Raw genomic sequence first — 26,992 nt, 5'->3', positions numbered from 1 at the left:
TGCCACTCGGACGGGCCGGGCGCACAAACGGACCCCACATCTCGTCACTCTGACGAATAGGGGGTAGCATCCGAGCCATGAACTCAGCGGACCTCGGGCGACGGGTCGGCGTTCCGTCGACCGCGCTCTTCACCGACCAGTACGAGCTGACCATGGTGCAGGCGGCACTCAAGGCGGGCACTGCCTCCCGCCGCTCCGTCTTCGAGGCGTTCACCCGCCGGCTGCCCGAGGGGCGGCGGTACGGAGTCGTCGCGGGCACCGGGCGGGTGCTGGACGCGGTGGAGAACTTCCACTTCGACGACGAGATGATCGGCTTCCTGCGCCAGCGGCACATCGTGGACGAGCCGACTCTCCAGTGGCTGGCGGACTACCGCTTCAGCGGCGACATCTGGGGCTACCCGGAGGGTGAGGTGTACTTCCCGGGCTCGCCGGTCCTGCGGGTGGAGGGCTCCTTCGCCGAGTGCGTGCTGCTGGAGACGGTGATCCTGTCGATCCTCAACCACGACTCCGCGGTCGCCGCCGCCGCCTCACGGATGTCGGCCGCGGCCGGGGGGCGCCGGCTGATCGAGATGGGGGCGCGGCGCACCCACGAGCTGTCGGCGGTGGCCTCCGCGCGCGCGGCGTACGTCGGAGGGTTCGACGCCACCTCCGACCTGGCGGCCGGTTTCCGGTACGGGATCCCGACGGTCGGCACCAGCGCGCACGCCTTCACCCTGCTGCACGACACCGAGCGGGACGCGTTCCGGGCCCAGGTGGACTCGCTGGGGCGGGGCACCACGCTGCTGGTCGACACCTACGACGTGGCCGAGGCGGTGCGGGCGGCGGTGGAGATCGCGGGGCCCGAGCTGGGTGCCGTACGGATCGACTCCGGGGACCTGCTGCTGGTCGCGCACCGGGTGCGGCAGCAGCTGGACGAGCTGGGTGCGACGAGCACGAAGATCGTGGTCACCTCGGACCTGGACGAGTACGCCATCGCCTCGCTGGCCGCCGCGCCGGTGGACGCGTACGGGGTCGGCACCCAGCTGGTCACCGGGAGCGGGCACCCCACGTGCTCGATGGTCTACAAGCTGGTGGCCCGCGCCGGGTCGGCGGAGCCGGACGCTCCGCTGGTGCCGGTGGCGAAGAAGTCGCTCGGTGCGAAGTCCTCGAAGGGCGGCCGCAAGTGGGCCGCGCGCCGGGTGGACGAGCACGGGGTGGCCGAGGCCGAGGTGATCGGCACCGGGGCGGTCCCGAAGGAGCTGGCGGGGCGGGAGCTGCCGGTGGAGCTGGTGCGGGGCGGCGAGGTGGTGGCCCGGGAGCCGTTGGAGGCGGCGCGGGAGCGGCATGTCGCGGCCCGGGCCGGGTTGCCGCTGTCCGCGATGCAGTTGTCCCGGGGGGAGCCGGTGATCGGGACGGAGTACGCATGAGGGCGGGGCCCGGTCCGGAAGGTGCGGTGGTCCCCGCCGCGGAGGTCTCGTCCCCGAACGCCGGACGGGTCGGACCGGCCGCCCCACGGGCCGGGGTGGCCGAAACGGGTAGGGGTTGATTGTCAGGCCCCGACCTCTACGCTCGATGCCATCCCCCGTGAACCGTGAACGTGGAACCACCACCCCGCTCCCCCACCCACCGAAGGACACCCGCCATGCACCGCGCATTGATCGTCGTGGACGTTCAGAACGACTTCTGCGAGGGCGGCAGCCTCGCGGTGGCGGGTGGCGCCGATGTCGCCGCCGCCATCACCGACCTCATCGGCGCGGCCCAGCCCGGCTACCGCCACGTGGTGGCCACCCGGGACCACCACGTCGACCCCGGGGACCACTTCTCCGCGACCCCGGACTTCGTCGACTCCTGGCCGGTGCACTGCGTCGCCGGTACGGAGGGGGTGGGCTTCCACCCGAACTTCGCGCCCGCCGTCGCCTCCGGGGCCATCGAGGCCGTCTTCGACAAGGGCGCCTACTCGGCCGCGTACAGCGGTTTCGAGGGCACCGACGAGAACGGCACCACTCTCGCCCAGTGGCTGCGCGACCGGTCCGTCACCGAGGTGGACGTGGTCGGCATCGCCACCGACCACTGCGTACGGGCCACCGCCCTGGACGCGTTCCGCGAGGGCTTCGTCACCCACGTGCTGCTCGACCTGACCGCCGGGGTCGCACCGGCGACGACCGAGAAGGCCCTGGACGAGCTGCGGGCGGCCGGCGTGAAGCTCTCCGGCAAGCCCGTCGTGGCCGAGGCCCTGTAGGCCCCGGGGCGACCGCGTCCGGCCCGCACCTAAGGGCTGTCCCGCAATCCCTGGTGGATCAGCGCGCGGCGTCAGATGCGGTGCATCGCAAGGCGGAGGGACGTCCGCATACTGGATGTATTCGGGCGTTCCGACAACGCGGCGAGGCGCCGTAGCTGTCGTCGTGCGCCCGCCAGGGATCGCGGGACAGCCCTTAAGCCGCCGGGCGGGCCGGTCCGGCATGCCCCGCCGGGCCCAGCAGGGCGCGGATCGGGTGCCACAGCTCCTGGCCCGGCTGGAGCGTCAGGTGCGCCTGCGGCGAGCGGCCGGGCGCGTCCGCCGACGGCGCCCCCCGCCACAGCAGGCCGTCCGGGTGGTGCAGCACCGCCGTCACCTCGTCCGGCGTCGGCGGTGCCGCGTTGCCGCGCAGATAGACCGCCCGCAGCCCCAGATTGCGCAGCCTGGTCAGGGCGCGCGCCCGGTTCGCCGCGTGGACCAGCACGCGTACCGGAGCGCCGGGCTCCGATCCCGTACCGCCCGGTCTGGTGAGGGTCAGGGCCACCACCACCGAGCCGTTCGGCAACCTGCAGAAACCTCCGCCTGCCATGATCCGCACTCCCCCGTGAGACGTCGTGTCAATAAGGATGTGAACAAGACGCACCTAAACACGATCGGCCGCTGCCCGCTAGAGGGCAACGGCCGATCATGCTCTGACCTGCGGCTTTACGAAATCATCGACCCGAGGGGCCGACCAGCACGGTCATCGTGGAGCCGTTCAGCGGCTCGTGGACGATGGAGATGCGGGTGTTGGTGTCAGAAACCTTGACACTGCCCGTCGGGTTCTCCTTGTACCAGTAGGTGCCCTTGCGGTCGTCGAAGACCGGGTTGCCCAGGGCCGGCTTGATGTACAGCGGAACGTCCGCGTTGTGGAGCGTGAATCCCTTGTTCGGGTACCAGCTGAACGGGGCGTCGAACGGCTGGATCTTGTTGCGGACGAGCGAGCCGTCCTTCCACCTCAGCGGCTTGGGGTGCGCGTCGATCGGCAGGATCAGCCCCTCGCCCGGGTGGGCCGAGGTGTTGTTGTCCTTCTGGGAGGTGTCCCAGAGCCAGATCAGCAGACCGGTCTGGTACGCGTAGTGCTCGACCCAGCTCGGACGGGTGGTGGAGAAGCCGAAGTTGTACGGGCCGACCTTGAGGGTCTCGTCGTAGCTGACGTACTGGCGGTTCTCCGCGATGTAGAACTGCGGGTAGTCCTTCGAGAAGGACTCGCCGATCCGCGAGAAGCCCTTCGACGTCCAGCCGTTGTCGTCGCCCTCGGCGTTGTCGGAGAAGAGCGTGGCACCGTCGGCCGTGATGACGATCTCGTCGGCGGTGAAGCCCTTGCCGCTCACGCCGCCGTCCGTCTGGTAGCGGAAGCGCAGGTCGACCTTCTTGCCCGCGTAGGCGTCGAGCGAGAAGGAGAGCTTCTTGTACGAGCCCGAGACGTCGGTCAGCGCCGGCTTGTCGCTGGCGTCACGCGGGATGGCCTGCCCGTCGGCGGTGCCGTCGAGCGCGGTCCAGCTGGTGCCGCCGTTGTCGGACACCTCGGTGTAGAGGTAGTCGTAGTCGGCCTCGATGTCGTACCAGCCCGAAAGGTCCAGCTTGGCCGAGGACTTGCCCGTCAGGTCGACGGAACGGGTCAGGGTGTTCGACAGGTTGTCGCCCTGGTCGCTCCACCACTGCTTGGTGCCCTGGGCGGGCTTGACGACGGTGGTGGTGACGGGCTTGGCCGGCAGCTCGACGACGAGCGCCTGCGGGTTCTTGGTGTTGTACTCCGAGACGCCCAGCTTGTGCAGCGAGGTCTTGCCCGCCTTGGCCGTCTCGTAGTCGAGCCAGCCCAGCTGGAGCTTGTCCCACGAGGTCATGTCGCCCGGCAGGTCGCCGATCTCGCCCTTGCCGGTGCCGAGCCAGGAGCCCGCCGACATCAGGGACCAGAAGCCGACCGAGTTCTCGCCGCCGCCGGAGGTGTCGTACAGGTCCGGCAGACCGAGGTCGTGGGCGTACTCGTGGGCGAAGACGCCCAGGCCGCCGTTCTCGGGCTGGACGGTGTAGTCACCGACCCAGATGCCCGTGTCACCGATCTGGGCGCCACCGGCCTTATTGTACTCCGGGCCGGTCGCGCCCGCGTTGGTGCCGTAGGCGTACCAGCGGTGCGCCCAGATGGCGTCGCCGCCCTGCGCGCCGCCGCCGGCCGACTCGTCCTCACCGGCGTGGACCAGCTGGAAGTGGTCGATGTAGCCGTCCGGCTCGTTGAAGTTGCCGTCACCGTCGTGGTCGTAGCGGTCCCACTGGTCGTACTCGGCCAGGTTCGCCTTGATCTCCGCGTCCGTGCGGCCCTTGGCCTTCTGGTCGGCGACCCAGGCGTTGACGCCGTCGCGGACCGCGTCCCAGACGTTGGCGCAGTTGGACTGGCCGCAGTAGTTGGAGCCGTAGCGGGCCTCGTTGTACTCGACCTTCACCCAGTCGGAGACCTCGCCCTCGACCGAGTAGCGGCCCGAGGAGGTCTTCTCGTAGTAGGTCTTGAGCGAGTGGACGCCCTTGCCCTCGCCGAAGTACAGCTGCTCGAAGTGCGCCCGGTTGTAGTCGGCCTTCCAGGCGGTGCTGTTGTCCTTCTTCGGGTCCGGCTTGGCGATCTCGTTGTGCGCCGGGCCGGGCGTGCCGCCGTACTTCTTGATCGGCGGCTTGGGGCCGTCGCCGTCCGGGTCGAACATGGTCGTGTCGTCGACCTTGTCCCCGAACTCCAGCAGGATGGTGAAGATCTTGTCGGTCTTCTCCCGGCCGAGCTCGACGTACTTCTTGTCGCCGAGCTTGACGACCTTGGAACCGCCCTTGGTGGTCACCTTCTTGTCCCCGGCGAGCACCTGCTCCAGCGCGGCCTCCCGCTGCGCCGCCTGCTGCTCGCTGAAGGGGCCTTCGAGGTTGTGCTCCACGTGCCCCTTGCCGGGCGCCGGGTCATGGCGGTCGACGGTGGGAGCGGCGGAAGCGGCAGGGCCTGACGTGACGTCATGCGCCTGGGCGGTGGCGAAGGTCGACGCCGTCGCGGCCGTCGCAGCCATGGCCACGACAACGGCAGCGGCGCGAAGCGCCCGTCTCTGATTGATCACTTGATGCAGTCCTCCCCGGGCGTCCCGCGCGGCGGCCAGGGGGGTGTGGAGAGGGCCGCGCGCGTGAACGCGTCACAAGTGACGACATTCGATCGGAGTTGCGAGCGAAAAGACAGACCTTGACTTGAACAGACCAAGTGCACTATGCAGGAGCGCCTTTCCGGTATGCGGACAGATTCTCCGTCAACGGGCGCGCCGAGCTGTCCGGTTGGTGAGAGGCGTGACTCCGTGCGCCCCCTGTGCACCGGCACCGTGGGTTAGGTCACGCTTACTACCGGTCCCGGTCGGGCATCCACCGTCGTAGGGTCGGAAGGTGCCTGTGCATGTGCCGACCACCCGCCCATCCGACGTCCCGAGGACGGAAACCGCCATGCCGCGTCCGACCGCCGCACAGCTCGTCTACGGTTCGGCCACCGTCGTCTGCACCACCCTCGCCCTGCTGCTGCTCTCCGGTACGGAATCGGAGATCGGCGTGGCCATCGCCGCCACCACCGGACTCGCGCTCGGCCTGCTGGTGGCCGTGCGTCTGCCGCAGGCCGCGCCCCGTCCGCGTCCGGCCGCGCACGGCCCGGCGGACCGCCCGCGGACCGCGTCCGCCGGCGCCCCGACCCGTACCCTCCACCTGCCGGAGGCCTTCGGGGCCCAGGAGCGCGTCCCGTCCGGCCGCCCGTCCCGGCGGGAGGGCGAACACTCGCTGCGCCGCTGAGCCGATCACGGTCCCGGTAGCCGGGCGGGGGTGTCCACCCGCCCGGCCGTCGCCATGCCGGAGCCCGGTCCGGTGAGCCGTCCTGAGCCCGGTCCGGTGATCGGTCCGGGGCCCGGTCCGGTGATCGGTCCTCTGAGCGGTCCGCCCCTAACGGGCCACGACCACCACGGTCTTGCCCGCCTTGTCCTGGAGCCCCTGCCGGTAGGGCTTGTCCGTGAACATCAGCACGATGTTGATCAGCCACCACAGGCACGGGCAGCACAGCAGCGCCGGGGCCCAGAGCACGACGGCCCGCATCAGCGCCGCGCTGGTGTCGGGCACCCGCCCGTCGTTGAGCATCGCCACCCGCAGCTTCAGCAGCCGCTTGCCGATCGTGCGGCCGTCCTTGTGCGTGAAGTACGTGTCGTAGGCGACGTACACCGCGAGCCCGATGAGCGACCAGAGCAACTGGTTGCCGCTGTAGGCGGCGTTGAACCCTCTGCCGCCGTCCCCGTCGACGTCGATCGCCCCGCCCCAGGGCAGCGAGATCAGATAGAGCGGGATCGAGATGATGAGGAAGTCGATCAGCCGCGCCAGGATCCGCTTGCCCGGCTCGGCCAGCGGCGGCATCCCGGCCAGCGGGTCAGGAGCCCCGAAACCCCCGCCGCTGCCGTACGGGTCGTTCGGCGGGGGCGGGGGCGGCGGAGGGGGCGGCGCACTTCCGTACGGCGGCTGTCCGAACGGCGGCCGACCGTCTGACGGCGGCGGGGGCTCCTGCGGCTTCTTGAGGAACGGATCGTCGTCCTCGGGCGGCTGGCCGGGCGTCGGCTGGTCGTTGCTCATGGGGGCAGTGCACCCCGGGCCACCGGGGCCCGCAACGGCTCAGGCGCGTTCGGGGGACGCGGGGCGGCATACGAGGCCGGACCCGCGTGTCTCCGCCCGGCCGGTCGGCTCTTCCGATAGGCGGGCCGGTCCGCCGCCGGCCCGGCTCCGCCGTCAGCCCGCCACGAACGTGCGCGCCGCCTTGTCGTGCCAGCACTGGCGCCAGGGGCGGTCGACCAGGCACCAGAGCACATTGGCCACGCCGATGACCAGGAGCCCCAGCACCCCGTAGACGAGCCAGCGGCGCAGGGCCGCCCCCACCGTGGGCGTGTCGTGGGACTCGATGTCCCGCACGTCGAGCCCGAACAGCTTCTTGCCGAGCGTCCGGCCCCACTTGGCGGTGGGCAGCGCCTCCAGCAGGAAACCGAGGACGAGGAAGGCCGCGAGCAGGGCCCCGAGCAGCGCCCCGGTGGTGGAGTCCAGCAGCCAGACGGTGACGGTCTCACCGGTCTGCTTGGCCGCGGTGATCTTCCGGTCGATGTGGTCCAACCCCTGGGTGGCCAGGGGGAGGGCCACCGCGCCGACCGCCGCGCCGAGCACCAGGTTGTCGACGAGCCGGGCAGCGAACCGCTTGCCGAGCCCGGCGGGCCGGGCCGCCGTCTGCGCCCGGACCATCTGCTGGAAGGGGTCGTCGGCCGCCGGGGGCTTCCAGGGCACGACGGGCTGGTCGGCGGCCACGGGGGCGGCCTGCGCGACGGGGGACGGCTGGGGGCTCTGCTGGTTCTGCGGGGGCAGGGGGCCCTGCTGGTTCGGTGCAGGCGCCTGCTGCTGCGGTTCGGGCCGGGCCAGCTGGTGGACCTGCTGCGCCCAGGAGGCCGAACCGCCGCCGGGGCCGGGGGTGAGCGGTGTGTGCAGAGCCGCCGGGCGTACGGGCTCGGGGGCCGGGGCGACGGGAGCCGGGGCAGGTCCGGACGCGGCGGCCGGGGGCGGCGTGGGCGCGGGAGTTGGGGGCGGCGTGGGCACGGGTGCGGCGGCGGAGACCTGGACCGGGCCCTGGGGTGCCTCCTGGGGAGCCGGGGCGTGGGCGGCCGCCGCCTGCCGCGGGCCCGTCGCGCGGATCGTGACGGTCCCCTCGGTCGGCGGGCGCGCCGCCGCCTCCTCCTCGGGTGCCCGCATCCCCGGCAGCGCGCCACCGGTCGGGTCCTGGGCGAGGGACGCCCTCGGGTCGGCGGCGGGCTCCGGCGCCGGGCCGCCCCACGCGACCGGGCGGTCCCCGGGGCCGCCGAAGCCGCCCTGACGCGCGGAGTCCGCCTGCCAGACGGACCCGGAGGAGGCCGCACCCCCGGCCTCCTCCTCGTCGAAGAAGATCGGCCCGGTCTCCTCCACCGGCGCGGCCTGCGACCCGGCCTGCGAGGCAGGGGAAGGGGCCGGGGAAGGGGCCGGGGAAGAGGCCGGAGCAGGGGCGGGCGCAGGAGCGGTGGAAGGGGTGGCAGCGGGCTGCTCGGGCGCCGGCCGACTCGTACCGGGGACCCAGGCCGCACCGTTCCAGTACCGGACGTAGCCGGGGATGGAGGGGTCGGGGTAGTAGCCCTCGCGGGGGCTGTCGTCACCGGGTGCCGGAGTTGGCGCGCTCATCAGCGGGTCCCGTATCTCTTCGAGGCCTCAGGCCGTTCGGCGCCGGGAGGGCGGACGGCCTCCATACAAGGGTCCACATCTATCAGACCGCCGCGTACCCCCGGGCCGGTCCGCCTCTTTGGGACCACTTCCGAAACGGATCGAAGTTTTCTTGGGAAGTCGCGTAATAGGTGGCGGGGAGGGCGCTCTCTCCTTGTGCGGGACGGTCAGCGGGACCGCCCCAGGAGCACCGGAAGGTCGTGCATTCTCATGATGAACATCGTGGAACGTGAGCTGGAGCTGAAGCTCGTCCTGTCCCCCGAGCGGTCCATCCCGGTCCCCGCCCGACTGACGTACCGCACCGACGACCCGTACGCCGTGCACATCGCCTTCCACATCGGCTCCGAGTCGCCCGTGCACTGGACGTTCGCCCGGGAGCTGCTGGTGGAAGGGGTGTTCCGGCCGTGCGGGCACGGGGACGTGCGGATCTGGCCGACCAAGGTCGACCAGCGCAGCGTGATCTGCGTGGCCCTCACCTCCCCCGACGGCAACGCCCTGCTGGAGGTCCCCTCGGCCGCCGTGTCGGCCTGGGTGGAGCGGACCCTGCGGATCGTGCCGCCGGGCACCGAGTGCGAGCGGCTCGGCATCGACGAGGGGCTGGCGGAGCTGCTGGCCCCGCTGCCGGCGGACGACCTGTGGCTGAGCGACCCGTGGTCCGCGGACGAGCCGTCGTCGCAGGAGGGTGAGGCGTGAGGGCCCCCGCGGGGAGCGGGGTTCAGAAGAGCTTGCCGGGGTTGAGGAGGCCGAGCGGGTCGAAGGCGGCCTTGATGGAGCGCTGCAACGCGATACCGGTCTCGCCCAGTTCACGGGCGAGCCATTCCTTCTTGAGGACGCCCACGCCGTGTTCGCCGGTGATGGTCCCGCCCAGCTCCAGACCGAGCGCCATGATCGCGTCGAAGGACTCGCGGGCCCGGCGGGACTCGTCGGGGTCGGTGTGGTCGAAGCAGACGACGGGGTGGGTGTTGCCGTCGCCCGCGTGGGAGCAGACGCCGATGGTGAGTCCGTACTCCTCCGCGATGGCGGCGGTGCCCGCCAGCATCGCGCCGAGCCGCGAGCGCGGTACGCAGACGTCGTCGATCATCGTGGCGGACTTGACGGCCTCCAGCGCGGGGAGCGACATCCGGCGGGCCTGGAGGAGCAGTTCGGACTCGGCCTGCGTGTCGGCGGGGACCACGTCGGTGGCCCCTGCGGCGGTGCAGAGCGCGCCGACGGCGGCGAGGTCGGCGGCCGGGTCGGGCGTGTCGAAGGCGCAGAGGAGGAGCGCCTCGGTGGTCTCGGGCAGCCCCATGGAGGCGAGCTGGTTGACGGCACGCACGGTCGTACGGTCCATCAGTTCGAGGAGTGACGGGGTGTGACCGCCCTCCATGATCCGGCACACAGCGTCACAGGCGGCTTCCGCGGAGGGGAACTCGGCGGCGAGGACGAGCTGCTGCGGCGGCCGCGGTCTGAGGGCGAGGACGGCCTTGACGATGATCCCGAGGCTGCCCTCGGAGCCGACGAGGAGCCGGGTGAGGTCGTAGCCGGCGACCCCCTTGGCCGTGCGGCGGCCGGTGGTGAGGAGCCGCCCGTCGGCCAGGACGACGTCGAGGGCGAGGACGTACTCGGCGGTGACCCCGTACTTCACGCAGCACAGGCCGCCGGAGGCCGTGCCGATGTTGCCGCCGATGGTGCAGGTCTCCCAGCTGGAGGGGTCCGGCGGGTAGTACAGCCCGTGTTCGCCGACCGCGCGTGAGAGCACCGCGTTGACGACACCGGGCTCGACGACGGCGATCCGGTCGACCGGGCTGATCTCCAGGATCCGGTCCATCTTCACCAGGGAGAGCACGATGCAGCCGTCCGAGGCGTTGGCCGCGCCGGACAGGCCGGTACGGGCGCCCTGCGGCACGACCGGGACGCGCAGCGCGGTAGCGGTGCGCATGACGTGCTGGACCTGCTCGACCGTGCGCGGGAGCACGACGACGGCCGGGGTGCCGGCCGCGCAGAAGCTCGCCATGTCGCGGGCGTAGGACGCGGTGACGTCCGGGTCGGTGATCAGGGCCTCGGGCGGAAGGCCGGTGCGCAGCCGTTCGAGAAGATCGCTCATGATCCAAGCCTGACACCCGGGGCCAATGGTGTGAACCCGTCGGCGGCGGCGATCCCGGAACGCGGTGTGCTCGTATGACTGACGCACAGTGATGGTCATGGATGTCATGCCCCAGCAGGATCCCGAGCCCCGCCGCCGGCCGCAGGAGCCGTCCCCGCACGACGCCGGGGCGCGCGATGCGAGGTCCGGCGCGACGACGCCCCGTACGGCCTCCGGCACGGAGTCCGATGCGGTGCCCGGGGCGGAACCGTCCGTGCCGCCCGGTGCGGACCTCTCCGTTCCGCCCGTCGAAGGCGCCACCGCCGTACCGCCGCCCCCTCCCACCCTGCGGACGACCCTGCGCCGGGCCGCGTTCGGGGCGGTGGCGGCGGGGGTGCTGCTGGCCGGCGCGCTGGTGGCCGTACCGGACCGGGGCCGGGACGCGCCGAAGGAACCGGGGCCGGTGGAGCGGGCCGAGGCGGCGGCGACGGCGGGCTCCCCCGCCTCCCTCTCGGACCTGACCGCGCTGATCGGGGACCGGCAGCGGTGGGTGGAGTCCCACCCGCAGGACGCCCCCTCGTGGGCGACGCTCGGTTCGGCGTACGTGGAGTGGGGGCGGCGCTCGGCGGACGCGGCGTACTACGAGCGTGCCGAGGAGGCGCTGAAGCAGTCGCTGGCGGCGCAGCCGGGCGAGCGGGGCAACGGGGAGGCCTGGGTGGGGATGGCGGCTCTGGCCAACGCCCGGCAGGACTTCCTGGCGGCGAAGCGGTGGGGCGAGACCGTACGGAAGCAGGAGCCGAAGACCTGGCGGGTGTACCCGGTCCTGATCGACGCGTACACCGGCCTCGGGGACCGGAAGGCGGCGACCGAGGCGACGGAGAAGTTCGGTGAGCTGCGCAAGGGCGTCCCCGCGCTGGCCCGGACCGCCGAGCTCTACCGCGACCGGGGCTGGCGCGAGGACGCCCTGGCCACCGCCCGGGAGGCCGCCGACCGGGCGACGACCCCCGCCGAGAAGGCCGAGGCGCTGCACCGGCTCGGTGAGCTGGCCTGGGAGCGGGGCGAGCCGGAGGAGGCGGTGGCGCAGTTCGACGCGGCGCTGCGCACGGACGCGGGCCACCACGCGTCCCTGGCGGGCAGGGCCCGGGCGCTGGCCGCGCTGGACCGCACGGATGAGGCGCTGGCCGCGTACCAGAGCGCGCTCACCAAGCTGCCGCGCCCGCTGTACGCCCTCGAACTGGGCGAGCTGTACGCGTCCCTCGGGCTCGACGGGGACGCCCGCAGCCAGTACGCCGAGCTGGAGAAGCTGCTGGCGCGGTCGAAGGCGGCAGGGGTGGACGAGTCCGTGCTCCGGGCCCGGTACGAGAGCGGGCACGGGGACCCGGCCGTGGCGGTGGAGCTGTTGCGCGCCCAGTGGAAGAAGCAGCACCGCAGTGCGGCGGTGGCGGACGCGCTGGGGTGGGCGCTGCACCGGACGGGGCGGTCGGAGGAGGGGCTGGAGTACGCGCGCCGGGCGGTGGACACGGGGGTGCGGAACGCCTCGTACGCGTACCACCTGGGGATGATCGAACGGCAGCTGGGCGAGCACGGCGCGGCCCGCCGCCACCTGGACGAGGCGCTGCGCACCAACCCGGCGTTCTCACCCCTCGACGCGCCGAAGGCGCGGGAGGCGCTGGAGGCCCTGGGCGAGCCGCCGCCGGGCGGCCCGGGGGCCACGGGCCGCTGACCACGGCGGTCCGCCCCCGCATACGACCGCGGTCCGGGGTGCTGCCCCGGACCGCGGTCGTGTGCGGGATATGTACGGCTCAGAGGTTGCCGCGCTTCTCCTGCTCGCGCTCGATGGCCTCGAAGAGTGCCTTGAAGTTGCCCTTGCCGAAGCCCATGGAGCCGTGGCGCTCGATCATCTCGAAGAAGACGGTCGGGCGGTCCTGGACCGGCTTGGTGAAGATCTGCAGCAGGTAGCCGTCCTCGTCGCGGTCGACCAGGATCTTCAGCTCGCGCAGGATCTCGACCGGCACCCGGGTCTCCCCGGCCCACTCACCGAGGGTGTCGTAGTACGAGTCGGGGGTGTCCAGGAACTGCACACCGGCCGCGCGCATCGAGCGGACGGTGGCGACGATGTCGTTGGTGGCGAGCGCGATGTGCTGGACGCCGGCGCCGCCGTAGAACTCCAGGTACTCGTCGATCTGCGACTTCTTCTTCGCGATCGCCGGCTCGTTGATCGGGAACTTCACCTTCAGCGTGCCGTCCGCGACGACCTTCGACATGAGGGCGGAGTACTCGGTGGCGATGTCGTCGCCCACGAACTCCTTCATGTTGGTGAAGCCCATGACCTCGTTGTAGAAGCCGACCCACTCGTTCATCCGGCCCAGCTCGACGTTGCCGACGCAGTGGTCGATGGCCTGGAAGGTGCGCTTGGCCGGCGGCTCGACGATCGGGGCGGCGGCGGCGTAACCGGGGAGGTAGGGGCCGTCGTAGCCGGAGCGCTCGACCAGGGTGTGGCGGGTCTTGCCGTACGTGGCGATGGCGGCGAGGACGACGGTGCCGTGCTCGTCCTTGACCTCGTGCGGCTCGGTGATGCCCCGGGCTCCGTGCTCGACGGCGTACGCGTAGGCGGCCCGGGCGTCCGGGACCTCGATGGCGAGGTCGATGACGCCGTCGCCGTGGGCGGCGACGTGGTCGGAGAGGAAGGTGCCCCACTCGGTGGACGCCTTGATCACGGAGGTGAAGACGAAGCGGGCGGCGCCGTTGGTGAGGACGTAGCTCGCGGTCTCGCGGGTGCCGTTCTCCGGTCCGGAGTAGGCGACCAGTTTCATGCCGAAGGCGGTCGAGTAGTAGTGGGCCGCCTGCTTGGCGTTGCCCACGGCGAAGACGACCGCGTCCATTCCCTTCACCGGGAAGCGGTCGGCCTGCGCGGCGGTGTCAGGGCTGGTGTGCAGAGTCTCAGTCATGTTCGAAGGCTCTCCCCGCATCGCAAGGTGCGCAATAGTTTGCGCATTCACTGGTCAATATGCGCAGCGGATCGCCATGATGGCCGGACTATCTGTACAGGCTGACCATCGGAGGAGAGCCATGGCGATCGATCATCTGGACGGCCGGCTCATCGTGCTGCTGGCACGGGAGCCGCGGATCGGCGTCCTCGAAGCATCCCGGCGGCTGGGCGTGGCGCGCGGGACCGTACAGGCGCGGCTGGACCGCCTTCAGTCGAATGGCGTCATCCGCGGATTCGGCCCGGACGTCGATCCGGCGGCGCTCGGCTATCCGGTCACCGCGTTCGCGACGCTGGAGATCAAACAGGGTCAAGGAGCCGACGTACGGGCCCATTTGGGCGGCGTGCCGGAGGTGCTGGAGCTGCACACGACCACCGGCCACGGGGACATGCTCTGCCGCCTCGTCGCCCGCTCGAACGCCGATCTCCAGCGGGTGATCGACCGGGTTGTCGGATTTGATGGCATCGTCCGGGCCTCCACGGCGATCGTGATGGAGAACCCGGTTCCGCTGCGGATCATCCCGCTGGTGGAACAGGCGGCCCAGGACACCGTCTGAGCCGGGGGAATCCGGGCAGGGGAGGGCCCGGGGAAACCCGAGCGCCGCCCGGGCCGGACCCCGGCGCCGACCGAGCCGAAGGAGTGCCGTGTGAGCTTCTGGGAGTACCTGACCACCCGCCACCAGCAGCTCCTGACGGACGCTTTCCAGCACGTCAGCGCGGTCTTCCAGTGCATGGTCATCGCCACCGTGCTGGGCGTGGTCATCGGGGTGGTGAGCTACCGCAGCGGCTGGGGCGGTTCGCTGGCCATCACCTCCACGGCGACGATCCTCACCATCCCCTCGCTGGCCGCGATCGGCCTGCTGATCCCGCTGGTGGGGCTCGGGGTCGCGCCGACGGTGATCACCCTGACGCTGTACGGGCTGCTGCCCATCGTCCGGAACTCCATCGTGGGGCTGCGGGGCGTCGATCCGGCGCTGGTGGACGCGGCGACGGGCATCGGGATGTCCCGGACAGCCCGGCTCTGCCGGGTGGAGCTGCCGCTCGCCTGGCCGCCGATCCTGACCGGGATCCGGGTCTCCACCCAGATGCTGATGGGGATCGCCGCCATCGCCGCGTACGCCTCCGGGCCCGGACTCGGCAACGAGATCTTCCGGGGCATCGCCTCGCTGGGCAGCGCCAACGCGATCAACCAGGTCCTGGCGGGCACGCTCGGCATCGTCGTGCTCGCCCTGCTCTTCGACGCCGCCTACGTCCTGCTGGGACGGCTGACCATCCCGAGGGGGATCCGTGCCTGAGACCGAGACCGAGGCCGTTGCGGCGGAGGGGACCGCGGCCACCTCCGGGGCCACGATCCAGCTGGAGGACCTGACCAAGAAGTACCCGGGCAACCCGAACCCGGCCGTCGACAACGTCTCGATGGAGATCAAGGCCGGCGAGACCGTGATCTTCGTCGGCCCGTCCGGCTGCGGGAAGTCCACCACGCTGAAGATGATCAACCGGCTGATCGAGCCGTCCTCGGGCCGGATCAGGATCGGCGACGAGGACGTCACCGACATCGACCCGGTGAAGCTGCGCCGCAAGATCGGGTACGCGATCCAGTCGTCCGGGCTCTTCCCGCACATGACGGTCGCGGAGAACATCGCCCTGGTCCCGAAGATGGTCGGCTGGTCCAAGTCCCGGGTGAAGGACCGGGTGGAGGAGATGCTCGACCTGGTGGGTCTGGACCCGCGCGAGTTCCACGGCCGCTACCCGCGCCAGCTCTCCGGCGGCCAGCAGCAGCGGGTGGGCGTGGCGCGGGCGCTGGCCGCCGACCCGCCCGTGCTGCTGATGGACGAGCCGTTCGGGGCGGTCGACCCGATCACCCGCGACCACCTCCAGGACGAGCTGATCCGGCTCCAGCACGAGCTGCACAAGACGATCGTGTTCGTCACCCACGACTTCGACGAGGCGATCAAGCTGGGCGACCGGATCGCGGTGCTGCGGGAGCGGTCGCACATCGCGCAGTTCGACACCCCCGAGGCGATCCTCACCAACCCGACGGACGACTTCGTCTCCGGTTTCGTCGGTGCGGGCGCGGCCCTGAAGCGCCTCAACCTCACCCGCGTACGGGATGTGGGTATCGCGGACTTCCCGACGGTGACGGTCGAGGACCCGCTCCAGACGATCTTCAACAAGCTGCGGAACGGCCCGCACAACGAGCTGCTGATGCTGGACCGCCGCAACCGCCCGTACAAGTGGCTGCGGCGCGGCGACCTGATGCGGGCGCGCGGTTCGCTGGCGCGGGCCGGACAGCTGGTGCACGACACGGTGACCCGGGACGCCACGCTGCACGACGCGCTGGAGGCGGTGCTGACCGACAGCGGGGGGCGGGTGGCGGTGACCGGGCGGCGCGGCGAGTTCATCGGGGTCGTCGACATGAAGACGCTGATGGACAACGTGCAGGAGCTGCTGGAGGCCGACCGGCTGACCGCCATCGAGCACCAGCACGAGCTGGAGGAGGCCCGCGTCCACCGGACCGAGCAGGAGCTGGAGGGGGGTGGCGGCGGAGTATGAGCCCCAGCCACCAGTCCGGCTCCGGCAAGGGCCCGGTCACCCCCACCCGGCCGCCGGGCGAGCACGACGTCAAGGGCCACGCGTTCCACGACGAGGAGAGCGACCCCGCCCCCGCCCCGTCCGCACCGGCCCGCAGGATCACCTGGCGGAAACTGGTCGTCCTCCCCCTGGCCCTGGTGGCCATCCTGGTGGTCACGTACGTCTGGATCACCAACATCCACCTGGACTCCATCGCGGAGAACTCCCTCTCCGGCGGAAACGTGCAGCTGCGCTGGTGGCAGCACGTCCGGCTGACGGCGATCTCCACCTTCTGGGTGCTGATCATCGCGATCCCGCTCGGTATCGCACTGACCCGGCGGCGGCTGCGGAAGGCGGCCCCGGTCTTCACGGCGCTGGCCAACATCGGGCAGGCGACCCCGGCGATCGGCCTGCTGGCGCTGCTGGTGATCTGGCTGGGCATCGGCCCGCGTACGGCGATCATCGGCATCGTGATCTACGCGGTGCTGCCGGTGCTCTCCAACACGGTGGCCGGATTGCGGGCGATCGAGCCGAACATGATCGAGGCGGCGCGCGGGATGGGGATGTCCGGGCGGGGCGTCCTGTTCAAGGTGGAGCTGCCGCTCGCGGTGCCGCTGATCCTGGCGGGCGTCCGTACGGCCCTGGTCCTGAACGTGGGCACGGCGACGCTGGCCACGTTCGGTGGGGGCGGCGGCCTGGGCGACCTGATCACCTCGGGGATCCAGACGCAGCGGATGCCGGTGCTGGTGATCGGGTCGGTGCTGACGGTGGTGCTGGCGCTGCTGGTGGACTGGCTGGCCTCGCTGGCCGAACTGGCGCTGACGCCGCGCGGGTTGGAGGAGCGGTGAGAAGTACGTACGGAAGGCCCTCGCGGGTACGGAGGATGGCGGCCCTCTCACTGACGCTGGCCCTGCTGGCGGCCGGCTGCGGCCTCAAGAGCGGCTCCCCGATGGTGGACGACGTCTCCCCGGGCTCGGTCGGGCGGGGCGAGCCGCTCAAGGGCGCGACGCTCACGGTGACGTCGAAGAACTTCAGCGAGAACATCATCCTCGGCCAGATGACCGGCCTGGTCTTCAAGGCGGCCGGGGCGGAGGTGATCGACCGCACGAACCTGCCGGGCTCGATCAGCGCCCGCGAGGCCATCATCAACGGCGACGCCGACGCCCAGTGGGACTACACCGGCACCGGCTGGATCACCTTCCTCGGCCACGCCGACCCGATCGTGGACCCGCAGGAGCAGTACGAGGCGGTACGGGACGAGGACCGCGGCAACGGCGTGGTCTGGCTGCCGCCGGCTCCGCTCGACAACACCTACGCGCTGGCCATCAGCAAGAAGAACAACGCCACGTACCGGCTGAAGTCCCTCTCGGACGTGGCCGAGCTGGCGAGGACGAACCCGTCCGCGGTGACGATCTGCGTGGAGAACGAGTTCGCCTCACGGGACGACGGGCTGCCCGGCATGGAGAAGCGGTACGGGATGAGGATCCCGGCCGCCAACATCCAGAAGATGGACGCCGGAATCATCTACACCCAGGTCTCGGAGTCCGACTCCTGCCTGCTGGGCGAGGTGTTCACCACGGACGGCCGGATCGAGGCGATGGACCTGGACGTGCTGGAGGACGACAAGTACTTCTTCCCCAACTACAACGCCTCCCCCGTCATCCACCTGGCGACCTTCGAGAAGTACCCGGTGATCGCCCAGCTGCTGGCCCCCCTGGCGAAGAAGCTGACGACGGAGGTCGCCCGGACCCTGAACGCGAAGGTGGACGTGGAGGGGGAGGACCCGCACAAGGTGGCGAAGGAGTGGCTGGTGGCGGAGGGGTTCATCGAGGAGGGGTGAGGCTCCCCCGGGGCGAAGCCGAGAGTTGCAAAGGGTTCGTTGCAAAAAACCCTTGCAAAGCAACCTTTGCAACTCTACTGTCAGGGTATGCCAGACAACGAGGGGCCTCCCCGCGCCCGTCACCGCGGAGCCACTGACCGGAAGATCCACCAGATCGACGCCCGCGCCCTGCGCGCCATCGCCCACCCCCTGCGACTCCGGCTGCTGAACACCCTGCGCGAGTTCGGCCCCGCCACCGCCTCCCGGCTCGGCGAGCGGCTGGGCGAGTCCAGCGGGGCGACCAGCTACCACCTGCGCCAGTTGGCGGAGGCCGGACTGGTCGAGGACGCACCGGAGTTGGGCAAGGGGCGCGAACGCTGGTGGCGGTCGGTGCACCAGGGTTCGACGGTCGAGAGCAGCGACTTCCGGCACCATGCCGACCCGGAGGTCCGCGGGGCCATCGACTTCGTCCTGCACGAGACGGCCACCGCCCACGCCCAGGAGCTGAACACCTGGCTGGGCACGATGGACGACTGGCCGAAGGAGTGGCAGCGGAGCTGGGATCTGAGCGACTTCACGATGCACCTCACACCCGAACTCGCCCTTGAACTGGCCGAGAAGATGCACGCACTCGTCGAGAGCTACCGCGACCGCGTCCCGGAAGGCACCGAGGGAGCGGCCGTCGTCCGGACCCACCTGCACACGTTCCCGCGCCCCTCCGAATGAGCAGCCCACCCCGACAGCCCATGCACAGAAGGGACTTACCCATGCACGCCCACATCCACCTTCGCCTGCACACGGACCGTGCCGCCGAACTCCGCGACGAGGCTGGGACGTTCCGCATCCCTCGCCCCCGCCTCCGGACCCGAGTGGGCTGGGCGATGGTCGAGGTCGGCCTCCGGCTGACACAGAGCGGCGGGGCCGGGAGCAGGCACACGAACTTCCGTACGGCCTGACGCGGACGGACGGGGGAATCGACCGTGCACCGCCGCGCACCGCTGGCCGCCACGCTGGCGGCCAACTCCATCTCCACCGCCGGGACTTCACTCACGCTGATCGGTGTCCCCTGGTTCGTCCTGGAGACCACGGGCAGCGCGGGCCGAGCGGGTGTCGTCGCCTTCTGCGCCACCTTGCCGGTCGTCCTCGCCGCGCTGATCGGCGGGCCGTTCATCGACCGGATCGGCCGTCGCCGGGTCGCCGTCGCCTCGGACACGGTGTGCGGTCTCGCCGTCGCCGCGATCCCGCTCCTGCACCACGCGGGCGCCCTCCCCTTCTGGACGCTCTGCGCGCTGATGGCGCTGAACGGGTTCGCCCACACACCGGGCAACACCGCCCGGTACGTGCTCGTCCCCGACCTCGCGGAGCACGCGGGCACCACGCTCCCCCGCGCCGCCAGCCTCTTCGACGCGGTCTCGCGCGGGGCCAGGATGGTCGGCGCGGCGCTCGCCGGGGTCCTGATCGCCTTCGCCGGATCGGAGACCGTACTCCTGGTGGACGCGGCGACGTTCGGTCTCTCCGCGGCTCTGGTCGCCCTCGGCGTACGGGGGGTGGGCGCGGCCGAGCCGCGCAAGGCCGAGGCGCCCGTGTCGCTGCGGACGTACGGCTGCGAACTCCGCGAGGGATACGCCCACTTGCTGGGCCACCGGCTGCTGCTGTCGGTCGTGGTGATGGTGATGTTCATGAACGGCACCGACCAGGGATGGAACGCCGTCCTGCTCCCGGTGCACGCCGAGGCCGAGTTGGGCGGGGCGCGGGACATCGGGCTGCTGACCGCGCTGTTCGGGGCGGGCGGACTGACAGGGGCGCTGCTGTACGGGGCGGTGGGGCACCGGTTCTCGCGGCGGGCGGTGTTCACGGTGTGCGTGATCCTGTGCGGTGCGCCGAGGTTCCTGGTCGCCGGGGTGAGCGGGACGGTGCTGCCGCTGGCGGTGACCATGCTGCTGGGCGGAATCGCGGGCGGGGTGCTGAACCCGATCCTGACGACGGTGGTCTACGAGCGGGTGCCGGACCGGCTGCGGAGCCGGGTCTCGGGAGCGCTGACCGCGGGCTGCGAGTTCGCGATGCCGTTGGGCGGGCTGGCGGCCGGGCTGCTGGTGGAGGGGATGGGCGCCTCGGGGGCACTGCTGGCGATGGGCGGGGTGTACTTCCTGGCGACGCTGAGTCCGCTGGTGTTCCCGTCGTGGCGGACGATGGAAGGACCGGAGCCGGAGGCGGAGGCGGCGGAGGCCCGGGGGGTCCCCGTACCGCCGGACACCGGCCGGGGGGTCCCCGTACCGCCGCCGTCGGCCGCGCCGGAGTCCCGGCCGGTCAGCAGCTCGGGACCTTGCCACCGCTCTCCAGCGCCCTGAGCGCGTCCACCGCGCCGCCCAGGGTCGTGACGGGGATCAGCCGGAGGCCGTCGGGGCGCTCGGCCTCCGCCTCGCGGCACTCGGCCTTGGGGACGAGGAAGACGGTGGCCCCGTCGCGGTGGGCGGCCTGGGTCTTCATGGAGACCCCGCCGACCGCGCCGACCTTGCCGTCCGCGGTGATCGTCCCCGTACCTGCGATGGTGCGGCCCCCGGTGAGGTCGCCGCCCCTTCCGTCGCCGTCGAGCTTGTCGATGATGCCGAGGGAGAGGAAGAGACCTGCGCTGGGCCCGCCGATGTCGCCGAGGTCCACGCTCACCCGCATCGAGCCGGGCTCGCGCTTCAGCTGGTTCAGGGCCGCGTCGACGGCGACGTTCTGGGACTCCTTCATGTCGTTCAGGTTGTGCTGCTCGATCTCCTTCTCGGAGCCGCCGGTCGGGTAGACGGAGTCCCGGGGCATGACCGCACGGTCCGTACGGAACCAGCCGTCCAGCACGTCACCGATCCGGACGTCCGCCTTGGGCCCGGTGGCCACGATCGTGGTCATCCGCAGCTGCCCCTCGGTGGTCCGGGTCTCGGCGCCGGTGATGGTGATCACCGGCTTGCCACGGTCCATGCCGAGCACGTCGGCCGTCACCCCGGGCTGCGCCAGGGTGAACGGGAGCGGCGCGAAGGCCGCCGTGCCGAACAGGGCGAGAACGGGCAGCGCGCAGAGGGCGAGGGCGCGGGGGCGCGAGAGACGAGTGAGCACACGTCCAATCTAGCCGCCGCGCGGGGGCGGGAAAGCGCCAGGCGTACGCCGTCGCTCCCGTGACCGCCGCATGTACGGGAGCGGGACCGGAGGCCGGAAGGACGGAGCGGGGCACGTACGCGAACACGCACGGCGCCGGACGTACGGGAACACACCCGCGCACGCCCGACCGCGCCCCCGCCCGCTCGCGCTCCTGTCGCGCTCCCCCTGCGCCCGGCCCGTCCCCGTGCATGCGGAACGGGCGTCCCCTTCCTACGCCCTACCGCAGCGCGTCCGCCACTTCCCTCGCCGCGTCGAGCACCCTGGGCCCGACCCGCTCCGGTACGGCGTCGGCGAGCATGACCACGCCGACGCTCCCCTCCACCCCCGAGACCCCGACCAGCGGCGCGGCCGCCCCGCTGGCGCCGGCTTCGAGTTCGCCGTGGGTGAGGGTGTAGCCGGGGTGGCCGGCCTTCGTGTGCCGGCGGGCGGACAGGATGGCGCGGCCTGCGGCCCCGCGGTCCAGCGGATGCCGGAAGCCCGCCCGGTAGGCCACGTGGTAGTCGGTCCAGGTGGGCTCGACGACGGCGACCGCGAGGGCGTCGCTGCCGTCGACGAGCGTGAGGTGGGCGGTGGCCCCGATGTCCTCGGCCAGGGAGCGCAGCGCGGGCAGCGCGGCCTCCCGGACGAGCGGGTGCACCTGTCGGCCCAGCCGCAGCACCCCGAGTCCGACCCGGGCGCGGCCGCCCAGATCGCGGCGGACCAGGGCGTGCTGCTCCAGGGTGGCGAGCAGCCGGTAGACGACCGTCCGGTTGACCCCGAGTTTGTTGGACAACTCGGTGACGGTCAGGCCGTGGTCGGTATCGGCGAGCAGTTTGAGGACCCGCAGTCCTCGGTCGAGCGTCTGGGAAGTCTCCGCTGTCACGACGCCCTCTCCTCTTCGGGTGAGCGACGGCGGCCCTGTTCCGGGGGTTGCGACACCGGTCCCAGCGGCGACGCACGGAGAGGCCGCCGGTCTGGCCATAGGCACCGGCTGCGCTCCGCGGCGGCTCTGCCACGGGGCGTTCATATGGCCGGGACAGTAGCGAGCCAGTCCGCTCAGCGGAAGCCCTCGTCCAGAATCCGGGCGCTCCCGCGGACCGGGCCTCGACCGTACGACATAACCGCCGGTCAGCGCGGTGGCGTCCGCAACGCGAACATCTACGCGCGTCCAGGTCGAGAGACGCGACGGCGGCCCGGCGCGCACTCCGCGTGAACCGGCGTCGACCCACCGTGGATCGAGGTGTCCACAAATACGTGTGCGGCCCGTTCCGGAGGAACCGGAACGGGCCGCACGGGGCGGAGGGGACACCCGCGCGTCACGTCATCCGGGTCGCCCACTCCTGGACCTTGGCGATCCGGGTCTGGATCTGATGGGCCGTCGCCTCGGCGCTCGGGGGGCCGCCGCAGACGCGGCGCAGCTCGTTGTGGATCACGCCGTGGGGCTTGCCGCTCTGGTGGGTGTAGGCGGAGACCATGGTGTTGAGCTGCTTGCGCAGGCTCAGCAGCTGCTTGTGGGTGACCACCGGGCGGGCCTCGGCGGGCTTCTCCAGGAGGTCGGCCTCCTCGGCCGGCTTCTGGCGGCTGTGCGCGATCTGCCGGCTCTGCCGCTTCTGGAGGAGGAGCTGCACCTGGTCGGGCTCCAGGAGGCCGGGGATGCCCAGGTAGTCCTGCTCCTCCTCGGAGCCGGGGTGGGCCTGCATGCCGAACTCGGCGCCGTCGTACAGCACCCGGTCGAAGACCGCGTCCGACTCCAGTGCCTCCCAAGGGAGTTGGTCCTCGGTCTCCTCGTCCTCCAGCTTCTCGGCGTCGGCGAGGAGCTGGTCCTCCTCCGCGAACGGGTTCTCCTCGTCGCTGCCCTTCTTCGGCTTGTCGAGTACGTGGTCGCGCTCGACCTCCATCTCGTTGGCGAAGTCGAGGAGCATCGGGATCGTCGGCAGGAAGACGGAGGCGGTCTCACCGCGCCTGCGGGAGCGCACGAAGCGGCCGACGGCCTGGGCGAAGAAGAGGGGGGTGGAGATGGTGGTCGCGTACACGCCGACGGCGAGCCGGGGCACGTCGACGCCCTCGGACACCATGCGCACCGCGACCATCCAGCGCGACGTGTCCGCGCTGAACTTGTCGATCTTCTTCGAGGCGGCCTTCTCGTCGGAGAGGACGACCGTCGGGGTCTCGCCTGTGACCTTCTTCAGGATCTTGGCGTACGCGCGGGCCGCCTCCTGGTCCGTCGCGATGACGAGCCCACCCGCGTCCGGGATGCCCTTGCGGACCTCGGTGAGCCGCTTGTCGGCGGCGGCCAGCACATTGGGGATCCAGTCGCCGGTGGGCGAGAGCGCGGTACGCCAGGCCTGGCCGATGGCGTCCTTGGTCATCGGCTCGCCGAGCCGGGCCGCGATCTCGTCACCGGCCTTGGTGCGCCAGCGCATGTTGCCGCTGTAGCTGAGGAAGATCACGGGGCGGACGACGCCGTCGGCCAGCGCGTTGCCGTAGCCGTAGGTGTAGTCGGCGGAGGAGCGGCGGATGCCGTCGTTGCCCTCCTCGTACTGGACGAAGGGGATCGGGTTGGTGTCCGAGCGGAACGGCGTACCGGTCAGCGCGAGCCGCCGGGTCGCCGGGTCGAACGCCTCCTGGCAGGCCTCGCCCCAGGACTTGGAGTCACCGGCGTGGTGGATCTCGTCCAGGATCACGAGCGTCTTGCGCTGCTCGCACCGGTTGCGGTGCAGCATGGGGCGGACGCCGACACCCGCGTAGGTGACGGCGACGCCGTGGTACTCCTTGCTGAGCGGACCGGCGCTGTACTCCGGGTCGAGCTTGATCCCTATCCGGGCGGCCGCCTCCGCCCACTGCTTCTTGAGGTGCTCGGTCGGGGCGACCACGGTGATCTGCTGGACGACATGGTGGTGCAGCAGCCACGACGCGAGGGTCAGCGCGAAGGTGGTCTTCCCGGCGCCGGGCGTGGCGACGGCGAGGAAGTCGCGCGGCTGCTCCTGGACGTACCTCTCCATGGCGCCCTGCTGCCAGGCTCGCAGCTTCCCGGCGGTGCCCCAGGGGGCGCGGCCGGGAAAGGCGGGTGAGAGGTGATGGGAGGAGGCGGTGGTAGTAGTCACGGTCTCCGGTTCGAGGCTCTCGGGTACGTGGGGCGCTGCCCGTACCGCACCCGGTCCGAGGGGCCCGGCCCGCGATACGACAACCGGGCCACCCTACCGGGGGCCCGGTTGAAACCCGGTACGAACGAGCCGCGCCGGAGCCGGACGAGACGGTGCTCACATCGCGTCGTGCAACGCCCTCAGCCGCCCCGCGATCAGGTCCACATCCTCCAGGCTGCCCATGGCCACCTCGATGACGAGCTTGTACGCCTCGTCCTGGTCGACCCCGACCATGTCGGTCCCGTTGATGTCGAGGAACACAACGGTGGACATCCACGCCATGCGTTTGTTGCCGTCGATGAGCGGGCGGTTCACGGCCAGCGACTGCAACAGCCCGGCGGCCTTCTGGAAAAGGTCGGTGTACGCCTCGACACCGAACATCTGCGACTGGGGCCGGTGGACCGCCGAGCTGAGCAGCCCCAAGTCACGCACCGCAACCTGTTGCCCCCCGCACGCCAGCTCCGCCAGGTCCAGAACTTCCTGGACCGTCAGGTATTTCACTACTCCCCCAGCCTCCGCAGCAGCTCGGCGTGGTGCACCGCGTACTTCGCACCGAGCCGACGGACCGACTCCCGGTCGGCCTCGACCTCCAGATAGCGGTCGATCGCCTGCAGCACTATGGCGTGCATGCTGCGGCCCTCCTGCTCGGCACGGAGCTTCAGCGCTTCCTGTTGGTCCTCGCGTATGCGCAGATTCATAGCCATACCAGAAAGGTACCACTCATGGGGCCAGAGTGATACTGCTACTTCTCCCGTACAACGACCCGCGTAGCCACCCACGCCCCCACCACCGCGACCACCGCCATCGGCACGAACACCGCCGCGAAGGCCATCGGGTGGGAGCCCGTGGCGCCGGTCGCCGCCGTGCCGTGGGCCGCCGCGCCCAGGGCCTTGCCGCCGAGGGCGGCGAAGGCGGCGCCGCCGAGGGCCAGGAGGAGGACGTTGGAGAGGCCGTCGGAGATCTGGAGGGCGGCGGAGTTGGAGCCCGCCTCCTCGGGGGCCGAGAGCTTCAGGAGCAGGACGCTGGTGGAGGCGATGACCATGCCCATGCCGAAGCAGCCGAAGGCCCAGGCCACGGCGACGATCCAGACCGGGACCGCCTCGATCAGCACAGTGGGGGCGACGGCGATGGACGCGGCCACCAGCACCATCCCGCTCACCATCAGCCGCTCCCGGTACGGCTCCAGGCGCGGCCGGGACTGGACGAACGAGCCGAGCGCCCAGGTCGCCCCGCCCACCGCCAGGGAGAGGCCCGCCATGGTCGGGGTCAGGCCGCGCTGGGTCACCAGCATCAGCGGGACGAAGGACTCGGCCGCGATGAACGAACCGGCCGCCACCCCGCGCAGCAGGATCACCGACGGCAGCCCGCGCGCCGCCCGTACGGTCCCGGTGGGCAGCAGGCCCCGTACGGCGGGCACCAGCAGCGCGACACCGGCGGCGGCGGGGAGCAGGGAGAGCCAGTTCAGCTCCTGGCCCGCGTACTGGAGCAGCCCGGCCCCCGCCGAGATCCCCAGCGCCAAGCGGATACGCCGGCGGTCGTACGGCTGCGCCGGCGCGTCCGGGTCCGCCGGGCCCGAGGCCATCCGGCGGATCTGCGGAAGGGCCAGGGCCAGCGGGATCACGATCAGGACGGGGATCCCGACGAAGACCCACCGCCAGCCGAGCTGCTCGGTCACCGTCCCGGCGGCCAGCGGCCCGACCACGGACGGGATCACCCAGCTCGCGGCGAAGGCGGCCATGATGGCGGGCCGGATGCGCTCGGGATAGGCCCGCCCGATGACCACGTACAGGGCGACGATCACCAGCCCGCCGCCGAGCCCCTGGACCGCCCGGCCCGCGATGAAGACCCACATGGAGCCCGCCGCCCCGGAGAGCAGCAGCCCCACGCCGAAGGCGGTGATCCCGGTGGCGAGCGGCTGGAGCGGGCCGCGCCGGTCGGCCCACTGGCCGGAGAGCACCATGGCGAAGAGGCTGGTGGTGAAGTACGCGGAGAAGGCGAACGCGTAGAGCGGGATGCCGTGCAGCTCGCGCGCGGCCACCGGCATCGCCGTACCGACCGCCGTCGCCTCGAACGCGATGAGGAACACCACGGAGACGATGCCCACGCTCAGCGCCCGGTAGGTCCGCCCGAGCACCCCCTCGGCGGCCGCCTCCGCGACCGCCCCGCCCGGATCGCCGGGCAGGGTGTCCGGCATGCCGGGCCGCACGTCGCCGGGTATCCCGGTCTTCAGGTCGGCGGGAAGGTCCGCGGGCAGCCCGGTGTCCGGGTCGGCGGGACCGCCCTGGGCCACACCGGCCCGGGACCCGCCGGCCTGACGGCGGTCGTGCGGCCGTGCGGCTCGGCGGCGCTCGTACGGTGGCGGCGGTAGGTCGGTCGGCGCGGGGCGCGGGGCATCGGTGCCGTCGCGCTGTTCGGGGGCGGTCATTTCCCCAGAGTAAGGGGCGTGGAACGGTTTGAGCCCTGTCGCTGTGCCCACTCGTGATCGTCCCTTGGTCGTAGGCCTCAGGGCCGTGCGTGAACGCCGTATGGCAGTCGTATGGCGTACCCGCCCTTTCCCTTGTCGCCCCCTCCCCCCGCCCCCTAACGTCGATCACGAAGCAGCAACCGCTTGGCCGTGTGCCCGAGAGGCTCAGGGGCTCGACTGCAACTCGAGTTACACCGGTTCGAATCCGGTCACGGCCTCCAGAGGAAGCGCGTACGCGGTGAGGGGGGCCCCGTCGGGCGGGGGGGCCCTCCCCGCGTCCCCGCCCACCCTCCCAGGCCGCACCAGCCC

Annotated in this window: 25 protein-coding genes and 1 tRNA gene; 14 read left to right on the top strand and 12 right to left on the bottom strand. The window is 71.6% G+C overall.

What is annotated here, in order from left to right; genetic code table 11:
- The first annotated feature begins 77 nt into the window (after positions 1 to 77).
- Positions 78 to 1,406: a nicotinate phosphoribosyltransferase gene (locus AC0682_RS18190; protein ID WP_478533847.1), complete on the top strand. Its 1,329-nt coding sequence runs from the start codon at positions 78 to 80 to the stop codon at positions 1,404 to 1,406.
- A gap of 215 nt (positions 1,407 to 1,621) precedes the next feature.
- Positions 1,622 to 2,218: an isochorismatase family protein gene (locus AC0682_RS18185; protein WP_478533846.1), complete on the top strand. Its 597-nt coding sequence runs from the start codon at positions 1,622 to 1,624 to the stop codon at positions 2,216 to 2,218.
- 193 nt (positions 2,219 to 2,411) lie between these two features.
- Here the strand turns inward: AC0682_RS18185 and AC0682_RS18180 are convergent, their stop codons facing one another.
- Both AC0682_RS18180 and AC0682_RS18175 read right to left on the bottom strand, forming a co-directional pair.
- Complete coding sequence (locus tag AC0682_RS18180) at positions 2,412 to 2,804, bottom strand: hypothetical protein (protein ID WP_478533845.1); 393 nt, start codon at positions 2,802 to 2,804, stop codon at positions 2,412 to 2,414.
- A 124-nt stretch (positions 2,805 to 2,928) separates the two neighbouring features.
- Positions 2,929 to 5,340, bottom strand: a complete 2,412-nt coding sequence (locus tag AC0682_RS18175; protein ID WP_478533844.1) for an immune inhibitor A domain-containing protein — start codon at positions 5,338 to 5,340, stop codon at positions 2,929 to 2,931.
- Between the two features lie 370 nt (positions 5,341 to 5,710).
- Between AC0682_RS18175 and AC0682_RS18170 the strand changes: the two genes are divergently transcribed.
- A complete protein-coding gene (locus AC0682_RS18170; RefSeq protein ID WP_478533843.1) occupies positions 5,711 to 6,046 on the top strand; it encodes a hypothetical protein in 336 nt (111 codons plus the stop codon).
- A gap of 147 nt (positions 6,047 to 6,193) precedes the next feature.
- On the opposite strand, the gene AC0682_RS18165 is transcribed toward AC0682_RS18170, so the two are convergent.
- Positions 6,194 to 6,868 carry an RDD family protein gene (locus tag AC0682_RS18165; RefSeq protein ID WP_478533842.1) on the bottom strand — a complete coding sequence of 225 codons (675 nt, stop codon included), beginning with the start codon at positions 6,866 to 6,868 and terminating at the stop codon, positions 6,194 to 6,196.
- Between the two features lie 153 nt (positions 6,869 to 7,021).
- On the bottom strand, positions 7,022 to 8,482 hold the full coding sequence (locus AC0682_RS18160; RefSeq protein WP_478533841.1) for an RDD family protein: 1,461 nt from the start codon (positions 8,480 to 8,482) through the stop codon (positions 7,022 to 7,024).
- Positions 8,483 to 8,731: 249 nt separating this feature from the next.
- Here AC0682_RS18160 and AC0682_RS18155 point away from each other — a divergent pair, with 249 nt between their 5' ends.
- Positions 8,732 to 9,214, top strand: a complete 483-nt coding sequence (locus AC0682_RS18155; protein ID WP_478533840.1) for an SsgA family sporulation/cell division regulator — start codon at positions 8,732 to 8,734, stop codon at positions 9,212 to 9,214.
- A 22-nt stretch (positions 9,215 to 9,236) separates the two neighbouring features.
- Here the strand turns inward: AC0682_RS18155 and AC0682_RS18150 are convergent, their stop codons facing one another.
- Positions 9,237 to 10,604, bottom strand: coding sequence for an FAD-binding oxidoreductase (locus AC0682_RS18150; protein WP_478533838.1), 1,368 nt, complete (start codon positions 10,602 to 10,604; stop codon positions 9,237 to 9,239).
- Positions 10,605 to 10,701: 97 nt separating this feature from the next.
- On the opposite strand from AC0682_RS18150, the gene AC0682_RS18145 reads away from it, so the two are divergent.
- Positions 10,702 to 12,306, top strand: coding sequence for a tetratricopeptide repeat protein (locus AC0682_RS18145; RefSeq protein ID WP_478533836.1), 1,605 nt, complete (start codon positions 10,702 to 10,704; stop codon positions 12,304 to 12,306).
- 79 nt (positions 12,307 to 12,385) lie between these two features.
- Here the strand turns inward: AC0682_RS18145 and hppD are convergent, their stop codons facing one another.
- Positions 12,386 to 13,531, bottom strand: coding sequence for a 4-hydroxyphenylpyruvate dioxygenase (gene hppD / locus AC0682_RS18140; protein ID WP_103418862.1), 1,146 nt, complete (start codon positions 13,529 to 13,531; stop codon positions 12,386 to 12,388).
- Between the two features lie 121 nt (positions 13,532 to 13,652).
- Between hppD and AC0682_RS18135 the strand changes: the two genes are divergently transcribed.
- The 8 genes from AC0682_RS18135 (at position 13,653) to AC0682_RS18100 (ending at position 20,307) form a co-directional block, all read left to right on the top strand.
- The gene (locus AC0682_RS18135; protein WP_018488595.1) at positions 13,653 to 14,126 is read left to right on the top strand and encodes an Lrp/AsnC family transcriptional regulator; all 474 of its coding nucleotides are present in this window, start codon (positions 13,653 to 13,655) and stop codon (positions 14,124 to 14,126) included.
- A 90-nt stretch (positions 14,127 to 14,216) separates the two neighbouring features.
- Positions 14,217 to 14,864 carry an ABC transporter permease gene (locus tag AC0682_RS18130; RefSeq protein WP_478533835.1) on the top strand — a complete coding sequence of 216 codons (648 nt, stop codon included), beginning with the start codon at positions 14,217 to 14,219 and terminating at the stop codon, positions 14,862 to 14,864.
- The gene (locus AC0682_RS18125; RefSeq protein ID WP_478533834.1) at positions 14,857 to 16,122 is read left to right on the top strand and encodes a betaine/proline/choline family ABC transporter ATP-binding protein; all 1,266 of its coding nucleotides are present in this window, start codon (positions 14,857 to 14,859) and stop codon (positions 16,120 to 16,122) included. The genes AC0682_RS18130 and AC0682_RS18125 overlap by 8 nt, the downstream gene beginning before the upstream one ends.
- Positions 16,119 to 16,988 (top strand): ABC transporter permease, encoded by an 870-nt coding sequence (locus AC0682_RS18120; protein ID WP_478533832.1) that lies wholly within the window; start codon positions 16,119 to 16,121, stop codon positions 16,986 to 16,988. The genes AC0682_RS18125 and AC0682_RS18120 overlap by 4 nt, the downstream gene beginning before the upstream one ends.
- Positions 16,989 to 17,023: 35 nt before the next feature.
- Positions 17,024 to 17,980: a glycine betaine ABC transporter substrate-binding protein gene (locus AC0682_RS18115; protein WP_478533831.1), complete on the top strand. Its 957-nt coding sequence runs from the start codon at positions 17,024 to 17,026 to the stop codon at positions 17,978 to 17,980.
- An 87-nt stretch (positions 17,981 to 18,067) separates the two neighbouring features.
- Positions 18,068 to 18,685 carry a helix-turn-helix domain-containing protein gene (locus AC0682_RS18110; RefSeq protein ID WP_478533829.1) on the top strand — a complete coding sequence of 206 codons (618 nt, stop codon included), beginning with the start codon at positions 18,068 to 18,070 and terminating at the stop codon, positions 18,683 to 18,685.
- A gap of 41 nt (positions 18,686 to 18,726) precedes the next feature.
- Positions 18,727 to 18,915 carry a hypothetical protein gene (locus tag AC0682_RS18105; RefSeq protein WP_478533827.1) on the top strand — a complete coding sequence of 63 codons (189 nt, stop codon included), beginning with the start codon at positions 18,727 to 18,729 and terminating at the stop codon, positions 18,913 to 18,915.
- A gap of 24 nt (positions 18,916 to 18,939) precedes the next feature.
- Positions 18,940 to 20,307 carry an MFS transporter gene (locus AC0682_RS18100; protein ID WP_478533826.1) on the top strand — a complete coding sequence of 456 codons (1,368 nt, stop codon included), beginning with the start codon at positions 18,940 to 18,942 and terminating at the stop codon, positions 20,305 to 20,307.
- On the opposite strand, the gene AC0682_RS18095 is transcribed toward AC0682_RS18100, so the two are convergent.
- From AC0682_RS18095 to AC0682_RS18070, 6 genes are all read right to left on the bottom strand, one after another.
- Positions 20,267 to 21,055: a S16 family serine protease gene (locus AC0682_RS18095; RefSeq protein WP_478533825.1), complete on the bottom strand. Its 789-nt coding sequence runs from the start codon at positions 21,053 to 21,055 to the stop codon at positions 20,267 to 20,269. The two genes, AC0682_RS18100 and AC0682_RS18095, sit on opposite strands and share 41 nt — an antisense overlap.
- A gap of 259 nt (positions 21,056 to 21,314) precedes the next feature.
- Complete coding sequence (locus AC0682_RS18090; protein ID WP_478533824.1) at positions 21,315 to 21,959, bottom strand: IclR family transcriptional regulator; 645 nt, start codon at positions 21,957 to 21,959, stop codon at positions 21,315 to 21,317.
- Between the two features lie 433 nt (positions 21,960 to 22,392).
- Entirely contained in the window at positions 22,393 to 24,180 is a 1,788-nt protein-coding gene (locus tag AC0682_RS18085) for a DEAD/DEAH box helicase (protein ID WP_478533823.1), read from the bottom strand.
- 156 nt (positions 24,181 to 24,336) lie between these two features.
- Complete coding sequence (locus AC0682_RS18080; RefSeq protein ID WP_478533822.1) at positions 24,337 to 24,720, bottom strand: type II toxin-antitoxin system death-on-curing family toxin; 384 nt, start codon at positions 24,718 to 24,720, stop codon at positions 24,337 to 24,339.
- Positions 24,720 to 24,917 (bottom strand): CopG family transcriptional regulator, encoded by a 198-nt coding sequence (locus tag AC0682_RS18075; RefSeq protein ID WP_381059006.1) that lies wholly within the window; start codon positions 24,915 to 24,917, stop codon positions 24,720 to 24,722. Before AC0682_RS18075 ends, AC0682_RS18080 begins: the two co-directional genes overlap by 1 nt.
- Positions 24,918 to 24,961: 44 nt before the next feature.
- Positions 24,962 to 26,413, bottom strand: coding sequence for an MFS transporter (locus tag AC0682_RS18070; protein ID WP_478533910.1), 1,452 nt, complete (start codon positions 26,411 to 26,413; stop codon positions 24,962 to 24,964).
- A gap of 416 nt (positions 26,414 to 26,829) precedes the next feature.
- Between AC0682_RS18070 and AC0682_RS18065 the strand changes: the two genes are divergently transcribed.
- Positions 26,830 to 26,904 (top strand) — tRNA-Cys (locus AC0682_RS18065).
- Positions 26,905 to 26,992 lie beyond the last annotated feature (88 nt).

The organism is Streptomyces sp. NPDC043746 (genome assembly GCF_056436485.1).
Note: the sequence above shows the minus strand (reverse complement) of the source record. Positions and strands in the feature narration are given on the sequence as shown.

Coding starts and splice junctions, on each gene's coding strand:
- AC0682_RS18190 (WP_478533847.1), top strand. CDS start 78: ATGAACTCAGCGGACCTCGGGCGACGGGTCGGCGTTCCGTCGACCGCG.
- AC0682_RS18185 (WP_478533846.1), top strand. CDS start 1,622: ATGCACCGCGCATTGATCGTCGTGGACGTTCAGAACGACTTCTGCGAG.
- AC0682_RS18180 (WP_478533845.1), bottom strand. CDS start 2,804: ATGGCAGGCGGAGGTTTCTGCAGGTTGCCGAACGGCTCGGTGGTGGTG.
- AC0682_RS18170 (WP_478533843.1), top strand. CDS start 5,711: ATGCCGCGTCCGACCGCCGCACAGCTCGTCTACGGTTCGGCCACCGTC.
- AC0682_RS18165 (WP_478533842.1), bottom strand. CDS start 6,868: ATGAGCAACGACCAGCCGACGCCCGGCCAGCCGCCCGAGGACGACGAT.
- AC0682_RS18160 (WP_478533841.1), bottom strand. CDS start 8,482: ATGAGCGCGCCAACTCCGGCACCCGGTGACGACAGCCCCCGCGAGGGC.
- AC0682_RS18155 (WP_478533840.1), top strand. CDS start 8,732: ATGATGAACATCGTGGAACGTGAGCTGGAGCTGAAGCTCGTCCTGTCC.
- AC0682_RS18150 (WP_478533838.1), bottom strand. CDS start 10,604: ATGAGCGATCTTCTCGAACGGCTGCGCACCGGCCTTCCGCCCGAGGCC.
- AC0682_RS18145 (WP_478533836.1), top strand. CDS start 10,702: ATGGATGTCATGCCCCAGCAGGATCCCGAGCCCCGCCGCCGGCCGCAG.
- hppD (WP_103418862.1), bottom strand. CDS start 13,531: ATGACTGAGACTCTGCACACCAGCCCTGACACCGCCGCGCAGGCCGAC.
- AC0682_RS18135 (WP_018488595.1), top strand. CDS start 13,653: ATGGCGATCGATCATCTGGACGGCCGGCTCATCGTGCTGCTGGCACGG.
- AC0682_RS18120 (WP_478533832.1), top strand. CDS start 16,119: ATGAGCCCCAGCCACCAGTCCGGCTCCGGCAAGGGCCCGGTCACCCCC.
- AC0682_RS18115 (WP_478533831.1), top strand. CDS start 17,024: ATGGCGGCCCTCTCACTGACGCTGGCCCTGCTGGCGGCCGGCTGCGGC.
- AC0682_RS18110 (WP_478533829.1), top strand. CDS start 18,068: ATGCCAGACAACGAGGGGCCTCCCCGCGCCCGTCACCGCGGAGCCACT.
- AC0682_RS18105 (WP_478533827.1), top strand. CDS start 18,727: ATGCACGCCCACATCCACCTTCGCCTGCACACGGACCGTGCCGCCGAA.
- AC0682_RS18075 (WP_381059006.1), bottom strand. CDS start 24,917: ATGAATCTGCGCATACGCGAGGACCAACAGGAAGCGCTGAAGCTCCGT.
- AC0682_RS18070 (WP_478533910.1), bottom strand. CDS start 26,413: ATGCCGGACACCCTGCCCGGCGATCCGGGCGGGGCGGTCGCGGAGGCG.